Consider the following 23,716-nt stretch of genomic DNA (forward strand, 5'->3'; position numbering starts at 1 on the left):
CGCGATCAACGCACCAGTTGCAGTGCGTCCTGTCGCGCCGCCGGCGCACTCGACGAACCTACCCCGATGCGGGCGTGAATCTCGGCACGCCTCACCACACCGACTTGTGCGCCGACCGCTTGTCGCACAAGGTCGTTCGCGAAGCGGATCGTCGGTTCGGCTGCGACCATCAATCCCGCCGAAACGGCGGCATCGATGCCGCGCTGCACCGCAGCAACTGTGGAGCCTGCCGCGTCCGCGACGGTCTGTACGTCCACGTCGTCACCGATGACAGCCGCAACTTCGACCATGTGCCGGGCCGCCCTTGGCAACTGGGAGACACGACGCCGGATGACACCTGCGACCGAGTCCGGTACGCACGCGACCCCGATCACCGGTGGCAGCGCGAAACTACGGACGGTGCGCGCGATTTCCCTGACATAGAACGGATTTCCGCCGGTCCGACGGTGCAGGCGGGCAATCAATTCGGGCGTCGGTTCGCAGCCACCGACCGAACCGAACAGGTTCGCGACCTCGGCAAGCCTCAACCCCCGGAGACGCCGGGTGACGACGTCGCTCCGATCGACGATGCGGTCGAAAGCTGTTCGGCGCCCGGCGCTTGCGGAGTGACAGTCGGCGCAGAGAACGATCAGCAGGATTCGCGATGCGCACAACCGGCCGACGATCAGGTCGAGTACGTCCACTGCGGCCGCATCCGAGATTTCCAGATTGTCGAGGACGACGACGACCGACCGTTCGCGGCGATCGGCTTCGGCGAGCAGGGCTTCGACGATCGCGGGTGCGGTCGCCTCGATCGGGTCTTCGATACGCAGCTCCCGCAGGATGCGAGTCCAGGCCCACAGCGGCGACGTCGGCACACCGTCCGGCTGGCTGACCCAGACGGAGTCGAATCCGGTGCGCAGGATTTCCTCGGTGAAGGCCGACACCAGCGCCGTCTTCCCGATTCCGTTCTCCCCACAGACAACCAGCAACGACCCGTGCCCGGCGACCGCGGCTCTGTGCGCATCGTGCAGCTGCGCCGTCTCGGCAGTGCGACCGACGATCCGACGGCGACTTTCGTGTGTTGTCTCCCAAGCAGGTTCCACCACAACACAATTTCTCCGAATCCCGTCGGCGAGATCGCGAAGGAAGTCGCTGGGACCGACACCGAGTCGACACTGCAGAACATCGGTCGCGCGATCGTAGGCATGCAGCGCCTCGAATCCGCGATCTGCGGCGGTCAGCGCGCGCAGCAGGTATCCCCACAGTGGTTCGCGCAGTGGCGTCGCCGCCACGGCAGCCTCGAGTTGCGGTATCAGCTCGGTGTGCTTGCCGATCCGCAGTCCTGCATCGAATCGTGCATCGACGACGTCGACCAGCATCGCCCCGAGCCGCACGGACTCGACGCGGGCGAACTCGTGACCGTGAAATTCCGGGAGCAGATCGCCGCGCCAGAGTGTCATCGCCGCCGTCGCGGCGCGGAAGGCCGTATCGGCGTCGCCGACCGCCAACGCACTGCGCGCGGCTCTGGCCGATGCCTCGAATGCGTGCGTGTCGAGAGTGTCGTTGCCGAGGTCGAGCCGATAGCCGTGCTGTGTCGTGATCAGCCTATCCGCGTCGGCTCCGTGCGAGAGGAGGCGACGCAGATTCGCCACATAGGCGCGCAACGACGCTTTGGCCTTCGGCGGAGGCGCCGCACCCCACACGTCGTCGATCAGACGATCGAAGTCCACAACGTCGCCCGCGGCGACGAGCAACACTGCGAGCACCGCTCGCTGCTTCAGTCCACCGATCTCGATCGCGATGCCCCCGCGACTCACGTCGAGCGAACCGAACAGTTTGTATTCCAACAGGGCTCCTGGTCGAGACGGACACTGGCGCAACGCAACTGCGTCGGACTCAGCATGCGGGCGCGCGTGCCGATGCGCGGAAAAGATACGTAGTCCCGTTGTGCGAAATACGTAGTGCGGCGTGGGGGCGTCCGCCGGCGCGGTTTCCAATCCAGTTCCAACACTAGGTCGCTACCGTCGGCGCACCACTCGGACCGGAAAGGGCGCAGATGAACCCCCCAGATCAGACGTCGGTGTACGAGCCGCCGCAACCACAACGAGGACTCACTGCCGAGGAGCGGATCGCGGCGGCTGAGCAGCAGATCGCCGAGAATCCCGAGGATCAGCCACTGCCGCCGTCGATGTGGCGGCGCTTCGTCCAACACGCCGGAATTCGGCACGTCCTTGCTCAGGCAAACGGCTATCCCGTCGTGATCAAGCAGTTTCTGCAGTTCTGCCTGATCCTCATCTATCCGGCCTGGGTGTTCGCGATCGTCGCCGGAGCTGTCTTCTACTTCGTGTTCTGGGTGCTGTTCTGGCCGGTGCGCGCATGGATGAAGACCAACAAGCCCGAGGACTACGAAAAGGCGAGGCGGATCTGACGTGGGTCTGTTCAGCCGTTCCGCACCGGTCACCGTCACCGTCGAACCGCAGACCACACGCCCACAGCAGGTCGTTCGCGTCGACGTGGAGTCCACCAAACCCGTCGACAAGGTGCGATCGGCGCGAGTAGAGCTGGGCTACCGCAACTTCTTCCTCTATCGGTGGGCAGGCGCTGCGGATTCCGATGCCGCAATGGCCACCGAGGGCCTCTCGATGATGGGCGAGGTAGGCACCAACTACGGCAGCCACAAGAACACGTCGGAATGGGTTTCGGTCATGTCGACCGACATTGCGATCGCCGACGGCCGATTCCACAACGCGACAACGGATTTCCGAATTCCGTCGTGGGCACCGGGTTCGTCGTCCGACCTCGTCGCATGGGCGTGCCGCGTCGTGATCGAGCGCGACGGCCGCGACATCGAGGCCGATGGTGAGTTCACCGTGCTCGTCGGTCCGACGGATCCCAAAGGCGAAGCTCCGGAGTTCGAACGGTTGATGGGCGATTCGTCGACCATCGAGATCGATACCGAATCTCGCGTTGTTCGGTGCGGAGATCGAGTGCGGGGAATTCTGTCGATCACGGCAGGCCGCGAACTGCCGCGCGCCGACATCGCCGTCCAACTGCAGCGAGTGCGGCAATCGCATCCGCTCACCAAGACGGCCGGGCCTCCGATGGAACGCGATCTCCCCATCAGCAAGCTGGCTCCGAAGGCGGAACTGCGGCCCGGACAGACCTTGCGGTTGCCGTTCGATCTCGAGTTGCCCGCGGACACGGCACCGACGGCGACAGCCGTGCATTCGACTATCGATTGGTACGTGCACGCTCGGATTCTCTACGCGGGCTTCACCTCCGCGACGCCAGAAAAAGTGCGCCGACGGATCATCGTGGTGAACGCACCCTGATCGAGTATCTGGCGGACTGAACCCGGCGGGCCCTCGAATCGTGAATACGTACGACAGCCGATCCGAGGAGCACCATGCAGATACGAACCTGCCTTCGCGCCGCATGCGCATCCACCGCGATTGCCGTCGCGGCGATCACCGCGTCGGCAACGGCTTCTGCCGCTCCGGTGACAGCCCCACCGCCGCCGGTTCCGCCCGGCGGTCTCGTCACCAGCTTCCTGAACAACCAGTTGGTGTACTGCTCGATCATCTGCCCACTCGCCGTCAGGACTGCAGAGACTGTCGCCATCACGGCAGGTCAGGCACCGAGCACGTTCTCCACCGCCATGCAGGCGGGCGACCCGACGAAGGCGATCGGAATCACCGCCGCATCGATCACCGGACCCACCGACGCTGAGGCGGAGCAGACGATCGTCGCCGACGGCACGGTCGTTGCGCCGAGGGCATTGAACGCCTTCGAGGTCGGGGTGGTCGGGCTGCTCGACGTCGGCCCCGCTGCCGCGGGCGGGCCCTCGGCGATTGCCGATGCTGTCCAGACCGCGCGCCAGGACACCTACACCGCGATGAACCTGCCCATCGAGCCCAATCCCCCGCCGACCGTCATGCCGCACGGCGCCGCACAGGTCGCGACAGTGGCGGCGATCGATGTCGGTGCGGCCGTGGCCTTCCCGGCGTTCAACGACGTGCTCTCCGGCGCATTCCACACTCCCGACGCCATGGCGCAGGAGCTGGCGGCGACTGGCGATCCGGCACGGGCAATGGCTGCGGGGGCCGACAGCGTCACCGCCGCGGGGAAGGCCGCGAGTGGCGTCGTCGCCGACGCGATCGCAAACGCCGCCGACAAAATCGGTGTGGCCACCGGAGGATCTCCGGCGCGGTGATCAGAGCAGAGCGCGAATCGCGCGCTCGAATCCGACGACGTGATCGAGGGTGAGTGCGGCAGCGGATTCCTCGTCACCGTCGACGATGGCACGCAGCAATGCGGCGTGCTCGCGGACATGGCCCGCGACGTCGGGGAGCCGATCCAAGAACAAGCACCAGATACGCGTCGCGTGACCGTCCTGGACGATGAGGACGTCCTCGAGGTACGGATTGCCCGACGCTCGGTAGATCTCGCGGTGAATGCGGACGTCCTTGCGAAGTACGCCCCGGGGGTCGGGGGTGGCGGCGTCGACGTTGTCGATCTCGGTGGCGAGCTCGAGCAGTAGCGCCCTGGTCTGAGTCGACGCAGTGCGTGCGGCACGCCGAGCTGCCAGGGGTTCGAGTTCTGTTCGAATCTCGGAGATGTGGGCAAGGTCGGTGATGTCCACCGCGGTGGCGAAGGTCCCCCGGCGCGGAAATGCGACGACCAGCCGATCGCGTTCGAGTCGCTTGAGGGCTTCGCGAACAGGGGTGCGGCCGAACCCGAGTTCGCGGGCCAACGACTCGTCGTTGATCGGCTCGCTGGGGCGGATATCGAGCATGACGAGGCGCTCGCGCACGATCTCGTAGGCGCGGTCGGCATTCGATTCGTAGGCGGTCGGTTCTGCGACTTCCGCGATTTCGCCCATCGAGCCTCCTCTTGTTGACCTCGCGTCCGTGAAATCCTACTGTATCGATTACTGATATATCAGTCATGACGGGAGGTGTTGTCGATGAACCACCCCGACTTCCTCTGGCGTAATCCGGAACCGAAGCGCTCCTACGACGTGGTGGTCATCGGCGGCGGCGGGCATGGCCTCGCAACAGCGCACTACCTCGCCAAGAACCACGGAATCACCAATGTCGCTGTGCTGGAGAAGGGTTGGCTCGCGGGCGGCAACATGGCGCGCAACACCACACTGATTCGTTCGAATTACCTCCTTGACGCCAGCGCAGGCATCTACGAGCACTCGTTGAAGTTGTGGGAGGGCTTGGAGGAGGACCTCGATTACCCGATTCTGTTCAGCCAGCGCGGCGTTCTGAACCTCGCGCACAGCCTCCAGGATGTGCGCGACAGTGTTCGGCGGGTCGAAGCGAACGTCCTCAACGGCGTCGATGCCGAATGGGTCGGGCCGGACGACGTCAAGAAGCTCTGTCCGATCGTGAACGTTTCCGACGACATCCGTTATCCGGTGCTCGGCGCGACCTATCAACCGCGCGCGGGGATCGCGAAACACGATTACGTCGCATGGGGCTTCGCGCGGCGCGCCGATCAGGCCGGGATCGACATCATGCAGGGCTGCGAGGTCACCGGCTTCAGCACCGACGGCGATCGCGTCACCGGAGTACGGACGACGCGCGGTGACATCGCAGCCGGGCAGGTCGCCCTGTGCGCGGCCGGGCACACCAGCGTGTTGACCGACATGCTCGGGATTCCCGTTCCCGTGCAGAGTCATCCGCTGCAGGCACTGGTCTCGGAACTCCTCGAGCCCGTACATCCGACGATCGTGATGTCCAACGCAGTGCACGTGTACGTCTCCCAAGCCCACAAGGGCGAGCTGGTCATGGGCGCGGGCGTCGACTCCTACAACGGATTCGGCCAGCGGGGCGCCTTTCACATCATCGAGCGACAGATGGCTGCGGCGGTCGAACTGTTCCCGATCTTCGCGCGAGCGCATCTGCTCCGCAGCTGGGCCGGCATCGTCGACGTGTGCCCGGATGCCTCGCCGATCGTCGGCAGGACGCCCTACCGCAACGTCTATCTCAACTGCGGCTGGGGCACCGGCGGATTCAAGGCGACGCCCGGGCTCGGCTGGTGCCTTGCGCACACCATTGCCAACGACGAACCGCATCCGTTCATCGCACCGTTCGGCCTCGACCGATTCGTCACCGGCGCGTTGGTCGACGAACACGGCGCCGCAGCCGTTGCCCACTGAAACCGGAGCCCCGCAATGCAACTCATCGAATGCCCCTGGTGCGGTCCGCGCGAAGAGACCGAGTTTCATTACGGCGGACAGGCACACGTCCCCTACCCAGCCGACCCCGCCGCACTGACCGACGAGCAGTGGGCGCACTACGTCTTCTTCCGCTCGAATCCCAAGGGGCAGTTCGCCGAACGGTGGAGCCACACGGCGGGCTGCCGCCGGTGGTTCAACGCGATCCGCGACACCGCTACCTACCGATTCCACGCCGTGTATCGGCCGGGCGAGAAGCCGGTGCTGCCGTGACGGCGCCATTCCGCACCGTCGCGGGCGGCCGCATCGATCGCAGTATCGAGTACACGTTCACCTTCGACGGCGCGACCTACATCGGCCATCCCGGCGACACATTGGCCTCGGCCTTGCTGGCCCATGGCGTGCACCGGGTCACCTCCAGTGTCGATCTCGGCCGCCCTCGGGGGATTTCGGCCGCATGGGCGGAAGACACCGGCGGCCTGGTCCAGATCGACGAGCCGTTTCCCGAACCCATGCTGCTCGCCACAACGGTGGAGTTGCACGATCGTCTGGTCGCCCGTGGGATTCCCGGCCGCGGCCGCCTAGCCGACAGGGCCGATACCGCACGCTACGACGCCACTCACGCGCATGCCGATCTACTCGTGATCGGTTCGGGCCCTGCGGGATTGAGCGCCGCTCTCACGGCAGCCCGATCGGGTGCGCGCGTCGTCCTGATCGACGAACAGCGCGAGGCCGGCGGCGCGCTGCTCGGGAGCACGGACAGCATCGACGACACACCCGCCCTGGATTGGGTGCGCGCGGCGGTGGCCGAGTTGGCAATGTTCCCCGACGTCACGCACCTCCAGCGCACCACGGCGTTCGGACACTACGACGACGGCTTTGTCCTCGCTCTAGAACGCCGCACCGAGCACCTGGGCTTCGACGCACCGACGCACCTGGCGCGCCAGCGCGTCTGGCGAATTCGAGCGAAACATGTGCTGATCGCGACCGGGGCGCACGAGCGGCCGGTGGTCTTCGCCGACAACGATCGTCCGGGAATCATGTTGGCGCACAGTGCCCGAACGTTTCTGCATCGGTACGGTGTGCTGGTCGGGCGGCGGGCGGTGGTGTTCACCACGAACGACTCCGCGTACGACGCCGCCTTCGACCTCGCCGATGCGGGCGTCGACGTCGCAATGATTCTCGACGCCAGGACCACCGTACGATCACTGCTCGCGTCGGGGTGTGCGCAGCGCGATATCCCCCTGCGTACCGGCAACGCCGTCACCGGCACCGACGGCATTGAGCGCGTGACCGCCGCCCGTGTCGCCGAACTGCACGACGGAATGCTCGGCGAGAGCACACCGATCGACTGCGATGTTGTCCTGGTCAGCGGCGGCTGGAATCCGGCCGTCCATCTCTACAGTCAGGTGCGTGGTCAATTGCGCTACGACGAGTCGCTGGGTGCCTTCGTGCCGGACTCCACACTCGACTGTGTTTCCGTTGCCGGCGCGTCCAATGGAATCCTCGACCTCGAGGGCTGTCTCGACGAAGGACGCCGCGCCAGCTCGGCTGCCTTGGGCATCGAATGCCACACGGATGCAACACCTTCGACGCCATCGTCCCCGCCACTCGTGCTCTGGCGCGTTCCTGACGCGCCGGGCTGCGACGGCAGCACATCGTTCGTCGATATCCAACGCGATGCCACCGTCGCCGACCTGACCCGCGCGCTCGGTGCAGGCATGCGCTCGATGGAACATGTGAAGCGCTTCACCACCATCGGCACCGCCCACGATCAGGGCAAGACTTCCGGCATCATCGCTGTCGGGATCACCGCCGACTTACTGGACCTGCCGATCGATGCTGTCGGAACGACAACCTTCCGCCCGCCGTACACCCCCGTCGCGTTCGCCGCACTTGCCGGCCGCAATCGTGGCCGACTGTTCGACCCGGAACGCACTACCGCACTCCATGATCGGCATGTAAGCGCCGGAGCGGTGTTCGAAGACGTCGGCCAGTGGAAACGTCCTCGCTACTATCCCCGTTTCGGCGAGAACATGGAATCGGCGGTCCTGCGTGAATGCACGGCCGTTCGTGGCGGCGTCGGCATTCTCGACGGATCCACCCTCGGCAAGATCGATGTGCAAGGACGTGACGCTGCCGCATTCCTCGACCTGCTCTACACAAATCTGATGAGCAGCCTGAAGGTCGGCATGGTCCGCTACGGCGTGATGTGCGGCGTCGACGGCATGGTGCTCGACGACGGCACCGTCATGCGCCTCGCCGAAGACCGATTCATCGTGTTCACCACGACGGGCGGCGCGGCGAAGATCCTGGAATGGATGGAGGAATGGCTGCAGACCGAATGGCCGCACCTACGAGTGCGTCTCGCATCCGTCACCGAGCACTGGGCCACCTTCCCGGTTGCCGGGCCTCGATCGCGCGAGGTGATCGGATCTCTGTTTCCCGATGTCGATGTCAGTGCCGAGGCGTTTCCGTTCATGGCATGGCGTGACACCGAACTCGGCGGCGTGCCAGTGCGACTCGCCCGCATCAGCTTCTCCGGTGAACTCGCATTCGAGGTGAATGTCGGGTCTCACTACGCGCCTGCGGTGTGGGACCGACTGCTCGAAGCCGGTCGGACGTTCGACATAACGCCGTACGGCACCGAGACCATGCACGTGCTGCGCGCAGAGAAGGGCTATCCGATCGTCGGTCAGGACACCGACGGCACGGTGACACCGCACGATCTCGGAATGTCGTGGGCCGTGTCGAAGAAGAAGCCGGACTTCATCGGCAAGCGTTCTTTCGCGCGCGCATCGAATCAGGATCCGCTGCGCAAACACCTGGTGGGACTGCTCCCGGTCGACAGGCTGACAGTGCTGCCGGAGGGCTCGCAGATCGTGAACTTTGCCCGCGACGGCGTCCTCCCGCCGCCACCCGTTCCGATGCTGGGCCACGTCACGTCGAGCTACCGCAGCGCCGAGTTGGGAAGGCCGTTCGCACTGGCCCTGGTCGAGGGCGGACGCGACCGTATCGGCGAGACCGTGCACGTTCCGGTCGCCGGATCGCTTGTGCCGGTGGAGATCACCGGCTCGGTATTGGTAGACCCCGAAGGACGGCGCCGTGATGGCTGACCTGTTGACACCGACCAGCCCACTGCAGTCGTTTGCCGCGCAGTTCGCCGCACTCGGACCGACGACCCACGTTGCCGAGGAACCGTTCGCGGCCATGGTGGTGATCCGCTTCGACCCGAGTGGACCGGCACTCGATGCGGTCGCCGACGTACTGGCCATCGCTCCCCCACTGCAGCCGTCGACTTGCCTTCATCGTGACGGCGTCACCGTCATCTGGCTCGGACCGGACGAATGGTTGGTCACCTCGACGTCGCACGATCCGGTCGCTCTCGAAGAGCAACTACGCGAAGTGTTGGCACCCCACGACGGTTCGGCGGTGGACGTCAGTGGCCAACGAACCACCGTGCGGCTGTCGGGACCGGATGCGCCGCGGATGCTCGCGGGCGGCTGCTCGATCGATCTGCACCCCAGGGCTTTCGGCGTGAATTCCGCGGTGCAGACCACCGTCGGTGTGGTCGGTGTGGTGCTGATCGCGCTCGGTGGCGACGACTTTCGCATCCTCGTCCGCTCGTCGTTCGCTCGACACTTCGCGGCGTGGCTGTTGGACGTAGCCGTCGAATATTCGGACAGGACCACGCCGTGACAACACATTTCACGCTCACCCTCACATGTACCGAGCGACCGGGGATCGTGCACGCGATCAGCACATTTCTGTTCGAGCACGGTTGCGACATCGTCGAGCACCAGCAGTTCGATGACGTCATGACCGGGTCCGTATTCATGCGAACCGCCTTCGTATCCGCCACCGACATCGACGTGACACTCCTCACAACCGAATTCGGCAAGATCGCAAACGATTTCGGCACCACCTTCGCTCTGCAATCGGATCGACCGCAGCGCATCGTCGTCATGGTGTCGCGCCTGGGGCACTGTCTGAACGACTTGATCTTTCGGTGGCGCGCAGGCGGGCTCGGCGGCGACATCGTTGCCGTCGTGTCCAATCACCAGGATCTACGCCCGATGGCCGAAGCGGTCGGCTTGCCCTTCGTTCACATACCGGTCACACCGAACACCAAACACGAGGCAGAAAGGCGGCTACTGCGGCTTGTCGACGACTACCAGGCCGACCTGGTCGTCCTCGCTCGCTACATGCAGGTGCTCTCGAACGAGACCTGCGCAGCGCTGCATGCGAAGGCGATCAACATCCATCATTCGTTCCTGCCCGGTTTCAAGGGCGCGAAGCCCTACCACCAGGCCTACGACCGTGGCGTCAAATATGTCGGCGCCACAGCGCATTACGTCACACCGGACCTCGACGAAGGACCGATCATCGAGCAAGAGGTCATCCGGATCGATCACACCTACGATCCTCGTCGGCTCGCAACGGCAGGCAGCGATGCGGAGGCGTTGGCACTGTCGAGGGCAGTCCGCTGGCACTGCGAACATCGAGTGCTGCTCAACGGTCACAGCACCGTCGTATTCAGATGACTGGGTGAATTACTCGGAGCCGTGAACTCCTAGGGCGGCGACGCAGCACCATCGGCGCATCGTCGACCGGGAAAGGCATCGAGCTGAAGGCCCAAGGGATTTCGTAGTCTTGCGGCAGGCTCCATTCGTAGTGCCGCAGCATCGCGTCGAGTATGACTTTCACTTCCAGCGTTCCGAAATGCATACCGATGCATTTGTGGACGCCACCGCCGAACGGCACCCATGCATAGCGGTGCGACTTGTCCTCGTGACGTTCGGCCGAGAACCGATCGGGATCGAATCGCTCGGGGTCCGTCCAATATTCGGGCAGCAGCTGATTCACCCAGTGCAAGACGCTGACCGTCACACCCGCCGGGATGTAGTGGCCGAGTATCTCGGTGTCCTTGACGGTCCGGCGCGCGAAGCCCGGGACCGGCGACACCAGCCGGACGGTCTCCTTGATCACCTCGTCGAGGACGGTCGCCGTCTCCAACGCCGCCATATCGAGCGGCGCGTCACCACGTGCCAGCGACTCGGCTCGTGCCTTCTTCTGCCACTCCGGGTGCTTGCCGAGGAAGTAGGCAGCCGCGGTCGCCGTCGTGGTCGACGTGTCGTGTGCCGCCATGATCAGGAAGATCATGTGGTTGATGACGTCGCGATCACTGAACTGCTCACCGTCTTCGTCGCGGGCATGGCACAGTGCCGAGAACATGTCGTTGTCCTGAGAAGCGCGCTTGGCGGGCAGCATGCGAAAGAAATAGTCCTCCAGCACCTTTCGGCCGCGCAAACCTGCCCGCCAGTGCCCGCCTGGGATCGGATATCGGACGAAGGCCATACCGCCATGCGTGCACGCGATGAACGCCTTGTTCAACGAGTCGCGCTCGATGCCTACCTCGGCATCCATGAAGATATCGGCGGCGATCTCCAGCGTCATGGTCTTGATCGTGGGGTATACGAGCAGTCGATGCTCCGTCGGCCATGCGGCGACGGACTTGTCGACCAAACCTGTCAGTTCGGCGAAGTAGCCCTCGAGGCGCGGCCGCGTGAATGCCTGCTGCATCAACCTGCGGTGAAACATGTGCTCGTCGAACTCGAGCAGCAACAATCCGCGATCGAAGAACGCGCCTATGTAGTAGTCCCAACCTTGGCCGAACGCCTTGTCTTTGTTGCTCAGCACGACCTGGGTGGCCTCGGGGCCGGAAACATAGACATTCGGCTGCCCCAACGGTCTGGACCAGGTCACCGGTCCGACGCGGCGATATTCTGCCAGCGCCTGCGCCGGTCCCCACCGCATCGCTTTCAACAGGTTGCCCACGAAGGGCAGCCCTCGATCACCGAGTACCGGCTTCAAGCCACTCCCGGGAGGAGGCGTCGCCAACTCGGCTTCGCGACGAGGCGTACGCGCGAGGACGCGGTCCAGCAGCTGTCGGCGCGGGATTCGGACAAGTTGCGAGTTCTCCGAAATTGCACGTGCGGGGTACTCGGAAATCACCACGTCAGACCTCGTTGTCTCTACGTCGATTCTCGGCTCGGTGCGCTAAAGTACGAGACGTACATTACCCGCGAGGAGGTCGACGTGACAAGAACCACTCCCGCGACCGCGCCGCGTCGCCGGGGGCGGCCACCGGGTCCGCCAGTCGATCCCGAAATACGTCGCGAAAACATTCTCGATGCGGCCGAACGCGTGATCGCACGAACCGGACCAGCCATCGCATTCGCGGACATCGCAACCGAAGCCGGGTTTGCCCGCACCGCCGTGTACGCCGTCTTTCCGGACAGGGACAGCCTGCTCAGCGCGCTGACGGTGCGGCACACCGATCGAATCATTGCCGTAGCCAACGACATCCTGGCGCGGCCACTCCCCCTTCGAGAGGTTTTTCGCGAGCTGGTCGAGATGATCTGCACGTTCGTTGCAGACAACCCCCAGCTGCATCCGGCCCTGATGCAAGGACTGCACGCACCGCAGAATGGCGGGCACCGACCGCTGTTCACCCGTAACGCGGATTGGGCGACGGCGGTCTTCGAAGTGGTGCTGGACTCCGTCGGAGCCGACCGACGGAGTGCCCGCACGTGGGCAGGCGCAACGGTCGGCGCCCTCCTGCTCGCCGCCGAAGATTGGTCCGCGGAACCGCGGGTGAGCAAGACCGAATTGGTCGATCAGCTCACCGCATTCATCTGGCCCGCAATCGAATCCGTCGGCGGCGATGCACTCAGCGGTCCGCTGATTGCGTGTGTTTCCTTCCGGAATCCGGGAGGAAACACACGCGATCAGCTTCCAGCTCAGGCAGCCGGAACCTTGTCGAGAAATCCCAATACCTGAGTCAGCTGACCGTCGCTGTTGGCCTCGACGACGTCGAACCCGACGATCGGTGCCTCGACACCGTCAGGGCCGAGCTCCCACTGGAACCTCGCCTGATCGTGGTGCGCATCGACTGCTCCGACGAGCCGAAACGTCAAGCCCGCGAACTGTTGTTGCACAGCACCGATGGTCGCGTCGATCTCGTCGCGTCCGCTGGCCGCTGCCATCGGGTCGACGTAACGCCCATCGGCAGCCCACAGGGTGTCGATTGCCTGCCGCCGCTTGACCGCGTCGGTCTCGTTCCACACCGCGATGTACTGTGCTGCAATCTGATCGAAGTCGCTCATTGCTTTGCTCCTGTTCGTTGCTGTCCCGGTCCCGTCGACCGGCTCGAGATCAGCTTGCGGTGACGAGCGCCGCGCGTCGATTACCCACGAGGTAATGGCGAGACCGCATGTGGCGCACTTACGCTCGTCGGCATGACCGTTCTAGAAGAAGCTCCCCGCCACGTCGGCGTACTCCTTCGCCATTGGCGTGAGAGCAGACGGATGAGCCAGCTCGACCTGGCGACGCGAACGGAGGTCTCGGCGCGGCATGTCAGCTTCGTCGAGACTGGGCGCTCCAAGCCGACCCGCTCGATGTTGCTGAAACTCAGTGAGCAGCTGGAGATTCCACACCGCGAGCGCAACTCGCTACTGCTCGCCGGTGGGTTTGCACCCGCGTACCCCGAGCATCCGATCGACGCCTTCCCGATGGCCGCGGTCTCGGACGCGATCGCAAAGATTCTGGATGCACAGCTGCCCTATCCCGCCATCGTGGTCGATCGGCACTGGAACATGATCGACGGAAACGCTGCCGTCGAGTTGCTGACGGCCGGCTGCGCGCAGTACCTACTGGAACCCCCTGTCAACGTGCTCCGCCTCAGCCTGCATCCGGACGGCATGGCTCCGCGCATTCGCAACCTCGGTCAGTGGCGTGCACACGTGCTCGATCGGCTCACCCACCAGATCAACACGACGGGCGATCAGCAGCTCGTTGCACTCCATCGCGAACTCGGTAGTTATCCCGGTTCCGACGAGCCCGGCACACACGACACGCGTGCACTGGTCGTGCCGCTGACCCTCGCCGGTGCGACCGGTGATCTGTCGTTCTTCAGCACCACGACAGTCTTCGGGACCCCCCTCGACGTCACACTTGCCGAACTTGCGATCGAGTCCTTCTATCCCGCCGACGATCGGACAGCACGCGCGTTCGGCCGCTGAACCGGGAGGTTGCCGCGACGACCGCACCCGGGCCGACTACCGTTCGAGTCGTGATTCCCGCGTTGCGGGACGAGGAGACTTTGGAGGAGCGCGAACCTATGAGCAAGCAGTCGGTTGACACGCAGCGCCATCGTGTTGTGGTCATCGGATCCGGCTTCGGCGGATTGTTCGGTACCAAAGCACTCAAGCGGGCCGACGTCGACGTGACGCTCATCGCGAAAACCACACACCATCTCTTCCAGCCGCTGCTCTATCAGGTGGCCACCGGAATTCTCTCGTCGGGCGAGATCGCGCCCGCCACACGGATCATTCTGCGGAAGCAGAAGAACGCAAAAGCGCTGGTCGGAGATGTCACGGCGATCGATCTAACGGCACAGACGGTCACCTCTCATCTGTTGGGTCAGCAGACGGTGACACCGTTCGACAGCTTGATCGTCGCTGCGGGGGCACAGCAGTCGTACTTCGGCAACGATCAGTTCGCCAGGTACGCGCCAGGCATGAAGACGATCGACGACGCCCTCGAGCTGCGCGGTCGCATCCTCGGATCGTTCGAGCAGGCAGAGCTCGCGACATCGCAGGAAGAGCGCGATCGACTGATGACGTTTGTCGTTGTCGGCGCAGGTCCCACCGGCGTCGAGTTGGCCGGCCAGATCGCCGAGCTGGCGGATCGCACTCTCGAAGGCGCCTTCCGAAACATCGATCCGCGTGATGCGCGAGTGATTTTGCTCGATGCCGCTCCTGCGGTGCTGCCGCCGATGGGCGAGAAGCTCGGCCTCAAGGCACAGCGCCGACTGGAGAAGATGGGCGTCGAGATCCAGCTCAACGCCATGGTCAGCGACGTCGACGCAGACGGGATCGTCGTCAAGGAGAAAGACGGCACCGAACGCCGGATCGAATGCGCATGCAAGGTGTGGTCGGCGGGCGTGCAGGCCAGTGCACTCGGCAAACAGCTGGCGGAACAGTCGGACGGTACCGAGATCGATCGTGCAGGCCGCGTGATCGTCGAACCGGATCTGACCGTCAAGGGTCATCCCAACGTCTTCGTGGTCGGCGACCTGATGTCGGTCCCCGGCGTTCCGGGCATGGCACAGGGAGCGATCCAAGGTGCCACCTATGCAGCGAAACAGATCAAGCACGAGTTGGGTGGCGCTGACCCCGCGGCACGCAAGCCGTTCAAGTACTTCGACAAGGGCAGCATGGCCACCGTGTCCCGCTTCAACGCGGTCGCACAGGTGGGCAAGCTGGAGTTCGGCGGCGTCATCGCATGGGTCGCCTGGTTGGCCCTGCACCTCTACTACCTGGTCGGCAGCCGAAACCGGCTGATCACCGTCATCTCCTGGTTCGTCACCTTCCTCGGACGCGGACGCGGTCAGATGGCAGCGACCGAACAGCAGGTGTTCGCGCGACTCGCGATCGAACAGGTGGAAGCACACCGGGCAGCGGAGGAACGAGAACGGCACGAGATCGCGGAGCGACAAGCAACGGGCTAGTGACTGTGCGTTGCGCCCACATCGTGCAATAGGCGATGGATGAGGTCGTCGCGCAGGCTGTACGTCATCTTCTTGCCGTCGCGCTCCACCGCCACCCAGCCCTGATTTCGCAGCAGCCGTAGCGCCTGCGATACAGCGGTGGGACTCATGGACAGCGCCGCCGCGAGATCGGACACACAGATACCGGGCGCGCGATGCATGCACAGCAGGATCTGCAGTCGAGTCGGATCGCCGAGCAGCTCGAACCGGCGGACCCACAGTTCCAGATCGGGAGCGGCGGCCACGGCGGCCCGGGCCTGCGCGACGTGCTCGACGTCGAAGATCCGCGGCTCCTCGCGCGCTGTGTCTGCCATGGCTCTACGGTAGCCACGCGATACCGACTGCACGCGTATCGGATGAGAGAAAGCCGACATCGAATCGAAATTTGGGTGGTTGGCGCGCCCGCCACGAGTCCTACGACTACCGTTTGGGACGAATCGTCCCGGGTGGGGCACCGTTCGAGTTCGAGGAGTGCGACACATGAGCAGCGAATCTGTCGAAACACGACGCCATCACGTGGTGATCATCGGATCCGGTTTCGGCGGGTTGACGGCGGCGAAGTCTCTCAAGCACGCCGATGTCGATGTCACCCTCATCGCAAAGACCACGCACCACTTGTTCCAGCCGCTGCTCTACCAGGTGGCGACCGGCGTGTTGTCCGAAGGTGAGATCGCACCGGCCACACGCCTGATCCTGAAGAAGCAGAAGAACGTTCAGGTGCTGCTCGGCGAGGTGGACAACATCGACCTCGCGAACAAGACGGTCCACTCGCACCTGATGGAGATGGAGTCGGTGACGCCGTACGACAGCCTCATCGTGGCGGCGGGTGCGCAACAGTCCTACTTCGGCAACGACCAGTTCGCCACCTTCGCGCCAGGCATGAAGACCATCGACGACGCCCTCGAGTTGCGCGGCCGCATCATCGGCGCCTTCGAGGCCGCCGAGGTGACCACATCGCAGGCGGAGCGCGAACGGCGCCTGACCTTCGTGGTCGTCGGCGCGGGTCCCACGGGCGTCGAACTGGCCGGCCAGATCGCCGAGCTGGCCGATCGCACGTTGGCCGGCGCGTTCCGCACCATCGAGCCCAACGACTGCCGTGTGATCCTGCTCGACGCTGCCCCCGCGGTGCTGCCGCCGATGGGCGAGAAGCTGGGCCTCAAGGCACAGCACCGGCTGGAGAAGATGGGCGTCGAAATCCAGCTCAACGCCATGGTGAGCGATGTCGACCGCATGGGTATCACCGTGAAGGAGAAGGACGGCACCACCCGACGCATCGAGTGCGCCTGCAAGGTGTGGTCGGCGGGCGTCCAGGCCAGCGGTCTGGGTAAGCAGCTCGCAGAGCAGTCCGACGGCACCGAGGTGGACCGCGCAGGGCGCGTCGTCGTCGAACCCGACCTCACCGTGAAGGGCCACCCCAACGTGTTCGTCGTGGGCGACCTGATGTCGGTGCCCAAGGTTCCCGGCATGGCGCAGGGCGCGATCCAGGGTTCGAAGTACGCGACCAAGCTGATCAAGGCATCGCTCAAGGGCGACGACGATCCGGCAAACCGCAAGCCGTTCAAGTACTTCGACAAGGGCAGCATGGCCACCGTGTCCCGCTTCAACGCGGTCGCGCAGGTGGGCAAGCTCGAGTTCGCCGGCTTCTTCGCGTGGGTGGCATGGCTGGGCTTGCACCTGTTCTACCTGGTGGGCCACAAGAATCGCTTCACCACCATCATCGCGTGGGCGATCGCCTTCATCGGCCGGGGTCGTGGCCAGATGGCGATCACCAGTCAGATGATCTATGCCCGCTTGGCGATGGAACAGCTACAGAAGAACGGCACACCGCTAGCGATGAATATCTCGCCGGACGTCGCCGCTGCCGAGCCGGAGAAGGCGGAGCCCTCCGAACAAAAAGCGGCAGGCTAGCGAACGGGAGTCTCCGATGAGTTCGTTCGACGTGCTGCTGGAAGACGAGCGGACCCAGTTGGACGCGTTCGTCGACGACTACCGGGGTGCATTCGAGGCCTCCCTCGTAGGCCTGACCGAAGCGCAGGTTCGAGAGCGGCTCGTTCCGTCGGAGACAACGCTGCTGGGTCTCGTAAAGCATGTGACCTGGATGCAGCGGGTGTGGTTCGAGGAGTGCGTCGGCGGCACATCCCGGCTGGAGGCGGGCCTCGTGAACAGTCCACTGGAGTCATTCCAGCTCACGGACGACGACACCATCGCCAGCATCACGGCGGCCCACCGGCAGGCGTGCACGACGGCGCGGGCGATAGTCGAAGACATTCCGCTCGACGCCGTCGTGACGGGCCACAGGAACGGGCCCCGGACGTTGCACTGGGTGTACCTGCAAGTGCTGCGGGAACTTGCCCACCACTGCGGTCACGCCGATATCTTGCGTGAACAGATCCTTGCCCGCTGAACTCTAACCCCAACGGCCCCAACAGTTTCAGAAGTTGTCGACGACGACTTCACGCCACTGGCCGACGACGAGATCGCCGAAGCAATGCGGATCGTCGAACGCGTGAACCGGAAAAGCTGGCCGCTGTCTCCACACGGCTGCCGGAAGTGGCTACCCACGCCGACGTCGAAGGCGCCAGTCCCCGTCGGCTGATCTGCTCGCAAATGGAGGCCCCCGCCGACGACACCGAACAATTGGTTGCCGAAATCGCCAAATCTGCCACCCTTTGCTCTTGATCACGAAGGTCGAGTGCTCGCGCTAACCCCTCGAGCCCCAATAGTTTCAGAAGTTTCGTGTCGGTGGGTGCCGCTAGAATCGGCAGCATTCGATCACCGAAGGACCCGTCGCAGCACTCGCTGCTGACGTGTCCGCGGTGCTCGACGCCATCGATCGCCTCACCGTTCAGGACGTCCCTGGAATTACAGCTAATCAGCGTTCGACACCGCGGCCCGACCATGCTCGGTGATGACCCGATCAGCTCGATCGGCAGTGATCATCGGCGGATCCGAGTTGTACAGCGCGGCAAGCCGTTCACGAGGTACTCCACATTCGCGAGCGACCTGGTGGAGTTCCAGTTTGTGCATCCGGCCATCGGGCTGGTCGGCAAGTCGTCTCAGCAAGGCGATCGTCGGCTCCTCCCCCGGATTGTCGCCCTCCGCGGGAGCGCTCGGTGCGCCGCCGGAACCCTGCCACGTCCGTTTCGGATACCGCAGTAGGTATTCCTGCTCCAATGCCAACATCCGGGTCGTGTGATTGGCGAACTGCTCAGCGGTGCCGTGCAAGAAGACCCAGTTTCGCGTTTCGTGAGCTTGCTTGCCCTGACTCTCCAACTCTTCGTCGGAGAGTTCGCTCACCGGACGACCTGTAGTGGTCATCGCTGCGCCACCATCGGCGTATCGATTCCTATCGGCCCGGTCTTGTGCGAGCCGCCAGGGGTCCCGATCGGCTCGTCGCGGCCTGGCAACACCTCGGTGAAGAATTGGCGGTTGTCCTCGATGAACGCGGAATCGTCGTCCGGCACTCGCCGATCCTGACTGATCGCCTCCACTGGGCACACGGGTTCGCATGCGCCACAGTCGATGCACTCTTTCGGATTGATGTAGAGCTTGCGCTCGCCCTCGTAGATGCAGTCGACCGGACACTCCTCGAAACAGGACTTGTCCATGATGTCGATGCAGGGACCGGCAATCACGTACGGCATGGTCGTCCTCTCTATGCGTGGGTGAGAGCGGGCTGCTCGTCGGTGGAATGGCCCGGAAAGAGCTGCGCCGCCGGATCGATGAGGACCGCAGCGTTGTTGACTGCCGTTGCCACCTCGCCGAAGCCGACGGCGATCAGTCGGACCTTCCCGTCGTACTCGGTGATATCGCCGGATGCGAAGACTCCGGCGCGAGTGGTGCGCATCGCCGAGTCGACCACCACGTGCCGGTTGTCGCGCAGCTCCATTCCCCACTCACGCAGCGGTCCGAGATTCGCCAGGAAACCGAGCGCGGCCACCACGCGGTGACACTCGACCGTTCGCGGCTGATCGACGCCCTTGATCGTGATCACCGCCCGTTCCACTGCGGTCGTGCCGCCGAGATCACTCACCTCCGCGTCGGTGATCAGCTCTACTCGGGATGCCTCGACCTGACTCACCGTTGCCGGATGCGCGCGAAACGCCTTGCGGCGGTGCACCACTGTCACCGTGGCCGCGACCGGTTCCAGCATCAATGCCCAATCCAGGGCCGAGTCACCGCCACCGACCACCACCACATGCTTACCGGTGTATGGCTCGGGATCGGGGACGAAGTAGTCGAGCCCCCTGCCCAGAAAGTCTTCGCCCGCCGGAAGCTTTCTCGGAGTGAACGTTCCGATCCCAGCGGTGACGACGATGGCACCGCAATCGATGATGTCGCCTTCGCTCGTCGTGACGCGGTGCCTGCCGTCGGCGTTGGTGCTCAGATCCTGCGCCTCGCGTCCCAGCAGAAAGGTCGGCTGGTACACCGACGCCTGAGTGAGCAACGCCGACACCAGATCGCGACCCTTCACCGCCGGAAAACCGGCAACGTCGTAGATGATCTTCTCCGGATACAGAGCGCTTACCTGACCGCCCACCTCGGACAGCGAATCGATCACCAACGTCGACAATCCTCGTACCCCTGCGTAGTACGCGCCGTATAGCCCGACCGGTCCGGCGCCGATGATCAGCAGGTCCACCGAGTACGACGACATCACCGCACTCCCGTCGCAGCAGTGGCAATCGAGTTCGACAGCAATTGCTCCTTCACACGGAAACGCTGCAGCTTGCCGGTCGCGGTCTTCGGCAGGTCGTCGGCGAACACCACTTCGCGCGGCCGCTTGAACGACGCCAAACCCTCACGGCACCAATCGATCAATTGCTCGGGCGTGACGGGCTCGTGGTCTTGTGAAAGCACCACGACGGCAACAGGTTTGTCCAACCCCGCGGCATCCGCCAACCCGACCACGGCTGCCTGCCCGACGGCCGGGTGTTGAAGTAGCCGCGCCTCCACTTCCGTTGGCGATACCCAGATTCCGCCGGCTTTGAGCAAGTCGTTGGAGCGACCCATGCATTTGTAATACCCATCGTCGTCGCGCACGTACGTGTCACCGGTCGACAACCATCGTCCTTCGAACACCGTCCTGGACGCCTCTGTTCGATGCCAGTAACCCAATGCAATGGACTCGCCGCGAACGAAGAGATGCCCCGGAGTGCCGGCGTCGACGAGCTTGCCATCGTCGTCGCGGATCTGAAGCTCGTACCCGGGCACCGCTTTTCCGGTCGTCCCGTGCTTGATGTCCCCCGGCGAATTCGAGAGGAAGATGTGCAATGCCTCGGTCGATCCGATGCCGTCGAGAATCTCGGAACCGAATCGGGCAAGGAACTTCTCCTGCAGGGCGGCAGGAAGCGCCTCGCCCGCCGAAACACCCAGGCGCACCGACGAGAACGCATCGGCGGAGACGACCGAGTCAAGCAGCGTTGCATAGAACGTCGGCACAGCGAAGAACAGCGTCGGCCGGGTGGCGAGCAGACGCGACTCTACGATCGTCGGCGTCGGTCGCGCCCGCTCGAACACCGACGTGGCACCGACGCAGAGCGGGAAGAACAGGCTGTTGCCGATCCCGTAGGCAAAGAACATCTTCGCGATGGACAGGCAGATGTCGTCGGATCTGATGCCGAGCGTCTGCTTTCCGTACGTCTCGCACACCCATCTGACGTTTGCGTGCCGGTGCATCGCGGCCTTCGGACTTCCCGTCGTTCCTGAGGTGTACAGCCACAGTGCCCACGAATCCTCACCTGTGGGATGCACTTTCGCGACATCCCCGCATTCGGCGACCGACTTCCAACTGCGAACGGACACATCGGATCGCACCTGCGGCTCGGACGCACCCGCTACGAGGAGAAACTCGACATCGGGCGAACGATCGACGGCGGTAGCCGCGGTTGCAACGAACTCGTCGGTCGTCACCACTGCTCTCGCGCCTGAATCCGCCATCACAGCCGTCAGCTCGTCGCCGCCGAACATCGTCGATACGGGGACCGCTACCAAGCCTGCGTGGAAGGCGGCGAGCACGGCGACTGCCATGTCGACGTCGTCGGCCATCACCAACATCACCCGATCGTCCGAGTGCAGGCCCAGCCCGCGCAGTCCGGCGGCGGCGTGCGAAACCTCCTCGGAGAGTTCGGCATAGGTACTCGTTCGCGTGCCGACAACCGCCTGCTTGCCACCGATTCCGTCGCGGACTCGCGCGTGCAGGAGATAATCGGCGGCATTGAAGGTCATGTCGCTACACCCTCTTGGTATCGAAGCTAGCGCGTTCGCCGGTCCCGTACCGTCTCAGCGCCCCTTCCGGCCCAGCCGCGTTGGGCCGGATGAAGATCCAGTTCTGCCATGCAGTGAGTCGACCGAAGATCTTGGTCTCCACCGTCTCCGGCCCGACGAAGCGATGGTTCGCCTCCATGCCGGTCAGTGCGTCCGGCGACAGGGACGCGCGCTCTTCCAGAGCAATGCGAATTTCGTCTTCGAAATCGATGTCATCGAGTGCCATGGTCACCAGCCCGAGCGCATCGGCATCGGCCGCGGTCAAAGGATTTCCGATTCCAGCGTGCGCCGCCTCGAGTTGATCCTTGTGGCCGTAGAACCGAGATTCCACGCGACTCAGTCCATTGCTCATCGGGTACGCGCCGAAGTTGGCTTCCGAGAGGGTGATTGCGGCAGGCGTCGCGTCTGGATTCACATCTTCATACACACCGTCGAGCATGTACTGACGGTCGCACGCGAACGCCAACTCGGCGAGGAAACCGACAAACGCACTACCGGGCTCTATCACCGCGAACAAACTCCGACTGGTCACATCCAGTCGTTTCACGGTGCGTTTGTAGTACTGCCGAATCTCGTTGACCAGCCAGTCGTCGGACAGATCTGCGAGCTGATCGTCATATGCCGCAACCAGATCGCTGTCGCCTTCAACGCGAATCACCCAGGTACCCAGCTCCGGCTCGTTGGTCCGCAAGCGCAGAATCAGGTCGTCCAATTCGCGAGTCACGGCCAGCGGCCAGTAATCCACACCTTGCTCCGAAACTCCCGCCGCGTCTGCGGGCGGTGGCCCGTCGGGTCCGCTGACGACGACGTCGACGCGGCGTTCACCACGCTTGCACTCGGCGCTGACGTAGCGATAGCGCAAGGCGTCGCCCGTCTCGTCACGCTCGATCGGCGTGAGTATCACTCCCGTTGCGTCGTCCGGCCGATTCGATTTCGCGGCAGCGGCATCGGCGCGCCCACGAACGGTCTCGTCGAATTTGCCGCGCGGAACAGTCTCGTCCACCAGCCCCCACTCGACGGCGGTCGCACCTCGGACGCCCTCGGACTTCGTCGCGAAAATGTCCGCACGATCCTTGCGCACCTTGCGCTTGTCCACGACGCGCGTGAGTCCGCCCGTACCGGGTAATACGCCGAGCAGCGGCACCTCGGGTAGCGACACCGCCGACGACCCGTCGTCGATCAATACGATCTGATCACATGCAACGGCGAGTTCGTAGCCACCGCCTGCGGACGTTCCGTTGACCGCCGCAATATAGGTCTGCCCCGAGTTCTGCGTCGCGTCCTCGATGCCGTTGCGCGTTTCGTTGGTGAACTTGCAGAAGTTCACCTTCCACGAGTGCGTCGACTGCGCGAGCATCCGAATATTGGCTCCAGCGCAGAACATTCGTTCCAGTCCGCCGGTGACCACCACCGACTTGACCTCTGGATGCTCGAATCGCAGTCGCTGGACAGCGTCGTACAACTCGATGTCCACGCCCAGGTCGTAGGAGTTCATCTTCAGTTCGTAGCCAGGTACCAGGCCACCTTGTGGATCGACCGCGAGCGTCAACGTCGCTACTACGCCGTCGACATCGAGGCTCCAGTGCTTGTAGTCGGACGGCTTCGTGTCGAAGTCGACCTCGAGTGTCTCAGGCGCCGGGGCTGTGACGGTCATCGTGTACCTCTCG

At 64.2% G+C, this 23,716-nt stretch carries 23 protein-coding genes; 13 read left to right on the plus strand and 10 right to left on the minus strand.

Features of this window, described 5'->3' with window-relative positions:
* Positions 1–5: 5 nt before the first annotated feature.
* A complete protein-coding gene (locus tag FOY51_RS21920) occupies positions 6–1,829 on the minus strand; it encodes an ATP-binding protein (protein ID WP_187776425.1) in 1,824 nt (607 codons plus the stop codon).
* Positions 1,830–2,038: 209 nt separating this feature from the next.
* On the opposite strand from FOY51_RS21920, the gene FOY51_RS21925 reads away from it, so the two are divergent.
* The 3 genes from FOY51_RS21925 to FOY51_RS21935 all read left to right on the plus strand — a co-directional run bounded on the left by FOY51_RS21925 (position 2,039) and on the right by FOY51_RS21935 (position 4,195).
* Positions 2,039–2,410, plus strand: coding sequence for a hypothetical protein (locus FOY51_RS21925; RefSeq protein ID WP_149432402.1), 372 nt, complete (start codon positions 2,039–2,041; stop codon positions 2,408–2,410).
* 1 nt (position 2,411) lies between these two features.
* Complete coding sequence (locus tag FOY51_RS21930) at positions 2,412–3,314, plus strand: hypothetical protein (protein ID WP_149432403.1); 903 nt, start codon at positions 2,412–2,414, stop codon at positions 3,312–3,314.
* A 74-nt stretch (positions 3,315–3,388) separates the two neighbouring features.
* A complete protein-coding gene (locus tag FOY51_RS21935) occupies positions 3,389–4,195 on the plus strand; it encodes a hypothetical protein (protein ID WP_149432404.1) in 807 nt (268 codons plus the stop codon).
* Here the strand turns inward: FOY51_RS21935 and FOY51_RS21940 are convergent, their stop codons facing one another.
* Positions 4,196–4,864, minus strand: coding sequence for a GntR family transcriptional regulator (locus FOY51_RS21940; protein ID WP_149432405.1), 669 nt, complete (start codon positions 4,862–4,864; stop codon positions 4,196–4,198). It lies immediately after the preceding gene.
* 84 nt (positions 4,865–4,948) lie between these two features.
* Between FOY51_RS21940 and FOY51_RS21945 the strand changes: the two genes are divergently transcribed.
* From FOY51_RS21945 to purU, 5 genes are read left to right on the plus strand one after another with little or no spacing between them, the layout of a single operon-like run.
* Positions 4,949–6,151, plus strand: a complete 1,203-nt coding sequence (locus tag FOY51_RS21945) for a sarcosine oxidase subunit beta family protein (protein WP_149432406.1) — start codon at positions 4,949–4,951, stop codon at positions 6,149–6,151.
* Positions 6,152–6,166: 15 nt separating this feature from the next.
* Positions 6,167–6,442: a sarcosine oxidase subunit delta gene (locus FOY51_RS21950; protein ID WP_149432407.1), complete on the plus strand. Its 276-nt coding sequence runs from the start codon at positions 6,167–6,169 to the stop codon at positions 6,440–6,442.
* Positions 6,439–9,285 carry a glycine cleavage T C-terminal barrel domain-containing protein gene (locus FOY51_RS21955; protein ID WP_149432408.1) on the plus strand — a complete coding sequence of 949 codons (2,847 nt, stop codon included), beginning with the start codon at positions 6,439–6,441 and terminating at the stop codon, positions 9,283–9,285. Before FOY51_RS21950 ends, FOY51_RS21955 begins: the two co-directional genes overlap by 4 nt.
* On the plus strand, positions 9,278–9,868 hold the full coding sequence (locus tag FOY51_RS21960) for a sarcosine oxidase subunit gamma (RefSeq protein WP_149432409.1): 591 nt from the start codon (positions 9,278–9,280) through the stop codon (positions 9,866–9,868). Before FOY51_RS21955 ends, FOY51_RS21960 begins: the two co-directional genes overlap by 8 nt.
* Positions 9,865–10,713: a formyltetrahydrofolate deformylase gene (purU, locus tag FOY51_RS21965; RefSeq protein WP_149432410.1), complete on the plus strand. Its 849-nt coding sequence runs from the start codon at positions 9,865–9,867 to the stop codon at positions 10,711–10,713. Before FOY51_RS21960 ends, purU begins: the two co-directional genes overlap by 4 nt.
* Here the strand turns inward: purU and FOY51_RS21970 are convergent.
* Positions 10,706–12,187 carry a cytochrome P450 gene (locus FOY51_RS21970; protein ID WP_235916636.1) on the minus strand — a complete coding sequence of 494 codons (1,482 nt, stop codon included), beginning with the start codon at positions 12,185–12,187 and terminating at the stop codon, positions 10,706–10,708. The two genes, purU and FOY51_RS21970, sit on opposite strands and share 8 nt — an antisense overlap.
* Before the next feature lie 81 nt (positions 12,188–12,268).
* On the opposite strand from FOY51_RS21970, the gene FOY51_RS21975 reads away from it, so the two are divergent.
* Positions 12,269–13,012 carry a TetR/AcrR family transcriptional regulator gene (locus FOY51_RS21975; protein WP_187776426.1) on the plus strand — a complete coding sequence of 248 codons (744 nt, stop codon included), beginning with the start codon at positions 12,269–12,271 and terminating at the stop codon, positions 13,010–13,012.
* On the opposite strand, the gene FOY51_RS21980 is transcribed toward FOY51_RS21975, so the two are convergent.
* Positions 12,973–13,338, minus strand: coding sequence for a nuclear transport factor 2 family protein (locus tag FOY51_RS21980; protein WP_149432411.1), 366 nt, complete (start codon positions 13,336–13,338; stop codon positions 12,973–12,975). The two genes, FOY51_RS21975 and FOY51_RS21980, sit on opposite strands and share 40 nt — an antisense overlap.
* Positions 13,339–13,470: 132 nt before the next feature.
* On the opposite strand from FOY51_RS21980, the gene FOY51_RS21985 reads away from it, so the two are divergent.
* Both FOY51_RS21985 and FOY51_RS21990 read left to right on the plus strand, forming a co-directional pair.
* The gene (locus FOY51_RS21985; protein ID WP_149432412.1) at positions 13,471–14,253 is read left to right on the plus strand and encodes a helix-turn-helix domain-containing protein; all 783 of its coding nucleotides are present in this window, start codon (positions 13,471–13,473) and stop codon (positions 14,251–14,253) included.
* Between the two features lie 98 nt (positions 14,254–14,351).
* Positions 14,352–15,743 (plus strand): NAD(P)/FAD-dependent oxidoreductase, encoded by a 1,392-nt coding sequence (locus FOY51_RS21990; RefSeq protein ID WP_149432413.1) that lies wholly within the window; start codon positions 14,352–14,354, stop codon positions 15,741–15,743.
* On the opposite strand, the gene FOY51_RS21995 is transcribed toward FOY51_RS21990, so the two are convergent.
* On the minus strand, positions 15,740–16,096 hold the full coding sequence (locus tag FOY51_RS21995) for an ArsR/SmtB family transcription factor (RefSeq protein WP_149432414.1): 357 nt from the start codon (positions 16,094–16,096) through the stop codon (positions 15,740–15,742). The two genes, FOY51_RS21990 and FOY51_RS21995, sit on opposite strands and share 4 nt — an antisense overlap.
* Positions 16,097–16,262: 166 nt before the next feature.
* Between FOY51_RS21995 and FOY51_RS22000 the strand changes: the two genes are divergently transcribed.
* Both FOY51_RS22000 and FOY51_RS22005 read left to right on the plus strand, forming a co-directional pair.
* Positions 16,263–17,690, plus strand: coding sequence for an NAD(P)/FAD-dependent oxidoreductase (locus tag FOY51_RS22000; protein ID WP_149432415.1), 1,428 nt, complete (start codon positions 16,263–16,265; stop codon positions 17,688–17,690).
* A gap of 16 nt (positions 17,691–17,706) precedes the next feature.
* A complete protein-coding gene (locus FOY51_RS22005) occupies positions 17,707–18,186 on the plus strand; it encodes a DinB family protein (RefSeq protein WP_149432416.1) in 480 nt (159 codons plus the stop codon).
* A gap of 464 nt (positions 18,187–18,650) precedes the next feature.
* Here FOY51_RS22005 and FOY51_RS22010 read toward each other — a convergent pair whose 3' ends face one another.
* Genes FOY51_RS22010 through boxC form a run of 5 tightly spaced genes read right to left on the minus strand, consistent with a single transcriptional unit; the run spans position 18,651 to position 23,703 of the window.
* Positions 18,651–19,100, minus strand: a complete 450-nt coding sequence (locus tag FOY51_RS22010) for a DUF6158 family protein (protein WP_149432417.1) — start codon at positions 19,098–19,100, stop codon at positions 18,651–18,653.
* Positions 19,097–19,426: a ferredoxin gene (gene fdxA, locus FOY51_RS22015; RefSeq protein ID WP_149432418.1), complete on the minus strand. Its 330-nt coding sequence runs from the start codon at positions 19,424–19,426 to the stop codon at positions 19,097–19,099. Before fdxA ends, FOY51_RS22010 begins: the two co-directional genes overlap by 4 nt.
* An 11-nt stretch (positions 19,427–19,437) precedes the next feature.
* Positions 19,438–20,439, minus strand: a complete 1,002-nt coding sequence (locus FOY51_RS22020; protein ID WP_149432419.1) for an NAD(P)/FAD-dependent oxidoreductase — start codon at positions 20,437–20,439, stop codon at positions 19,438–19,440.
* Positions 20,439–22,010, minus strand: a complete 1,572-nt coding sequence (locus FOY51_RS22025; RefSeq protein ID WP_149432420.1) for a benzoate-CoA ligase family protein — start codon at positions 22,008–22,010, stop codon at positions 20,439–20,441. The genes FOY51_RS22020 and FOY51_RS22025 overlap by 1 nt, the downstream gene beginning before the upstream one ends.
* Before the next feature lie 4 nt (positions 22,011–22,014).
* The gene (gene boxC, locus FOY51_RS22030) at positions 22,015–23,703 is read right to left on the minus strand and encodes a 2,3-epoxybenzoyl-CoA dihydrolase (RefSeq protein WP_149432421.1); all 1,689 of its coding nucleotides are present in this window, start codon (positions 23,701–23,703) and stop codon (positions 22,015–22,017) included.
* Positions 23,704–23,716 lie beyond the last annotated feature (13 nt).

The organism is Antrihabitans cavernicola, from assembly GCF_008297975.1.
Lineage (GTDB): Bacteria > Actinomycetota > Actinomycetes > Mycobacteriales > Mycobacteriaceae > Antrihabitans > Antrihabitans cavernicola.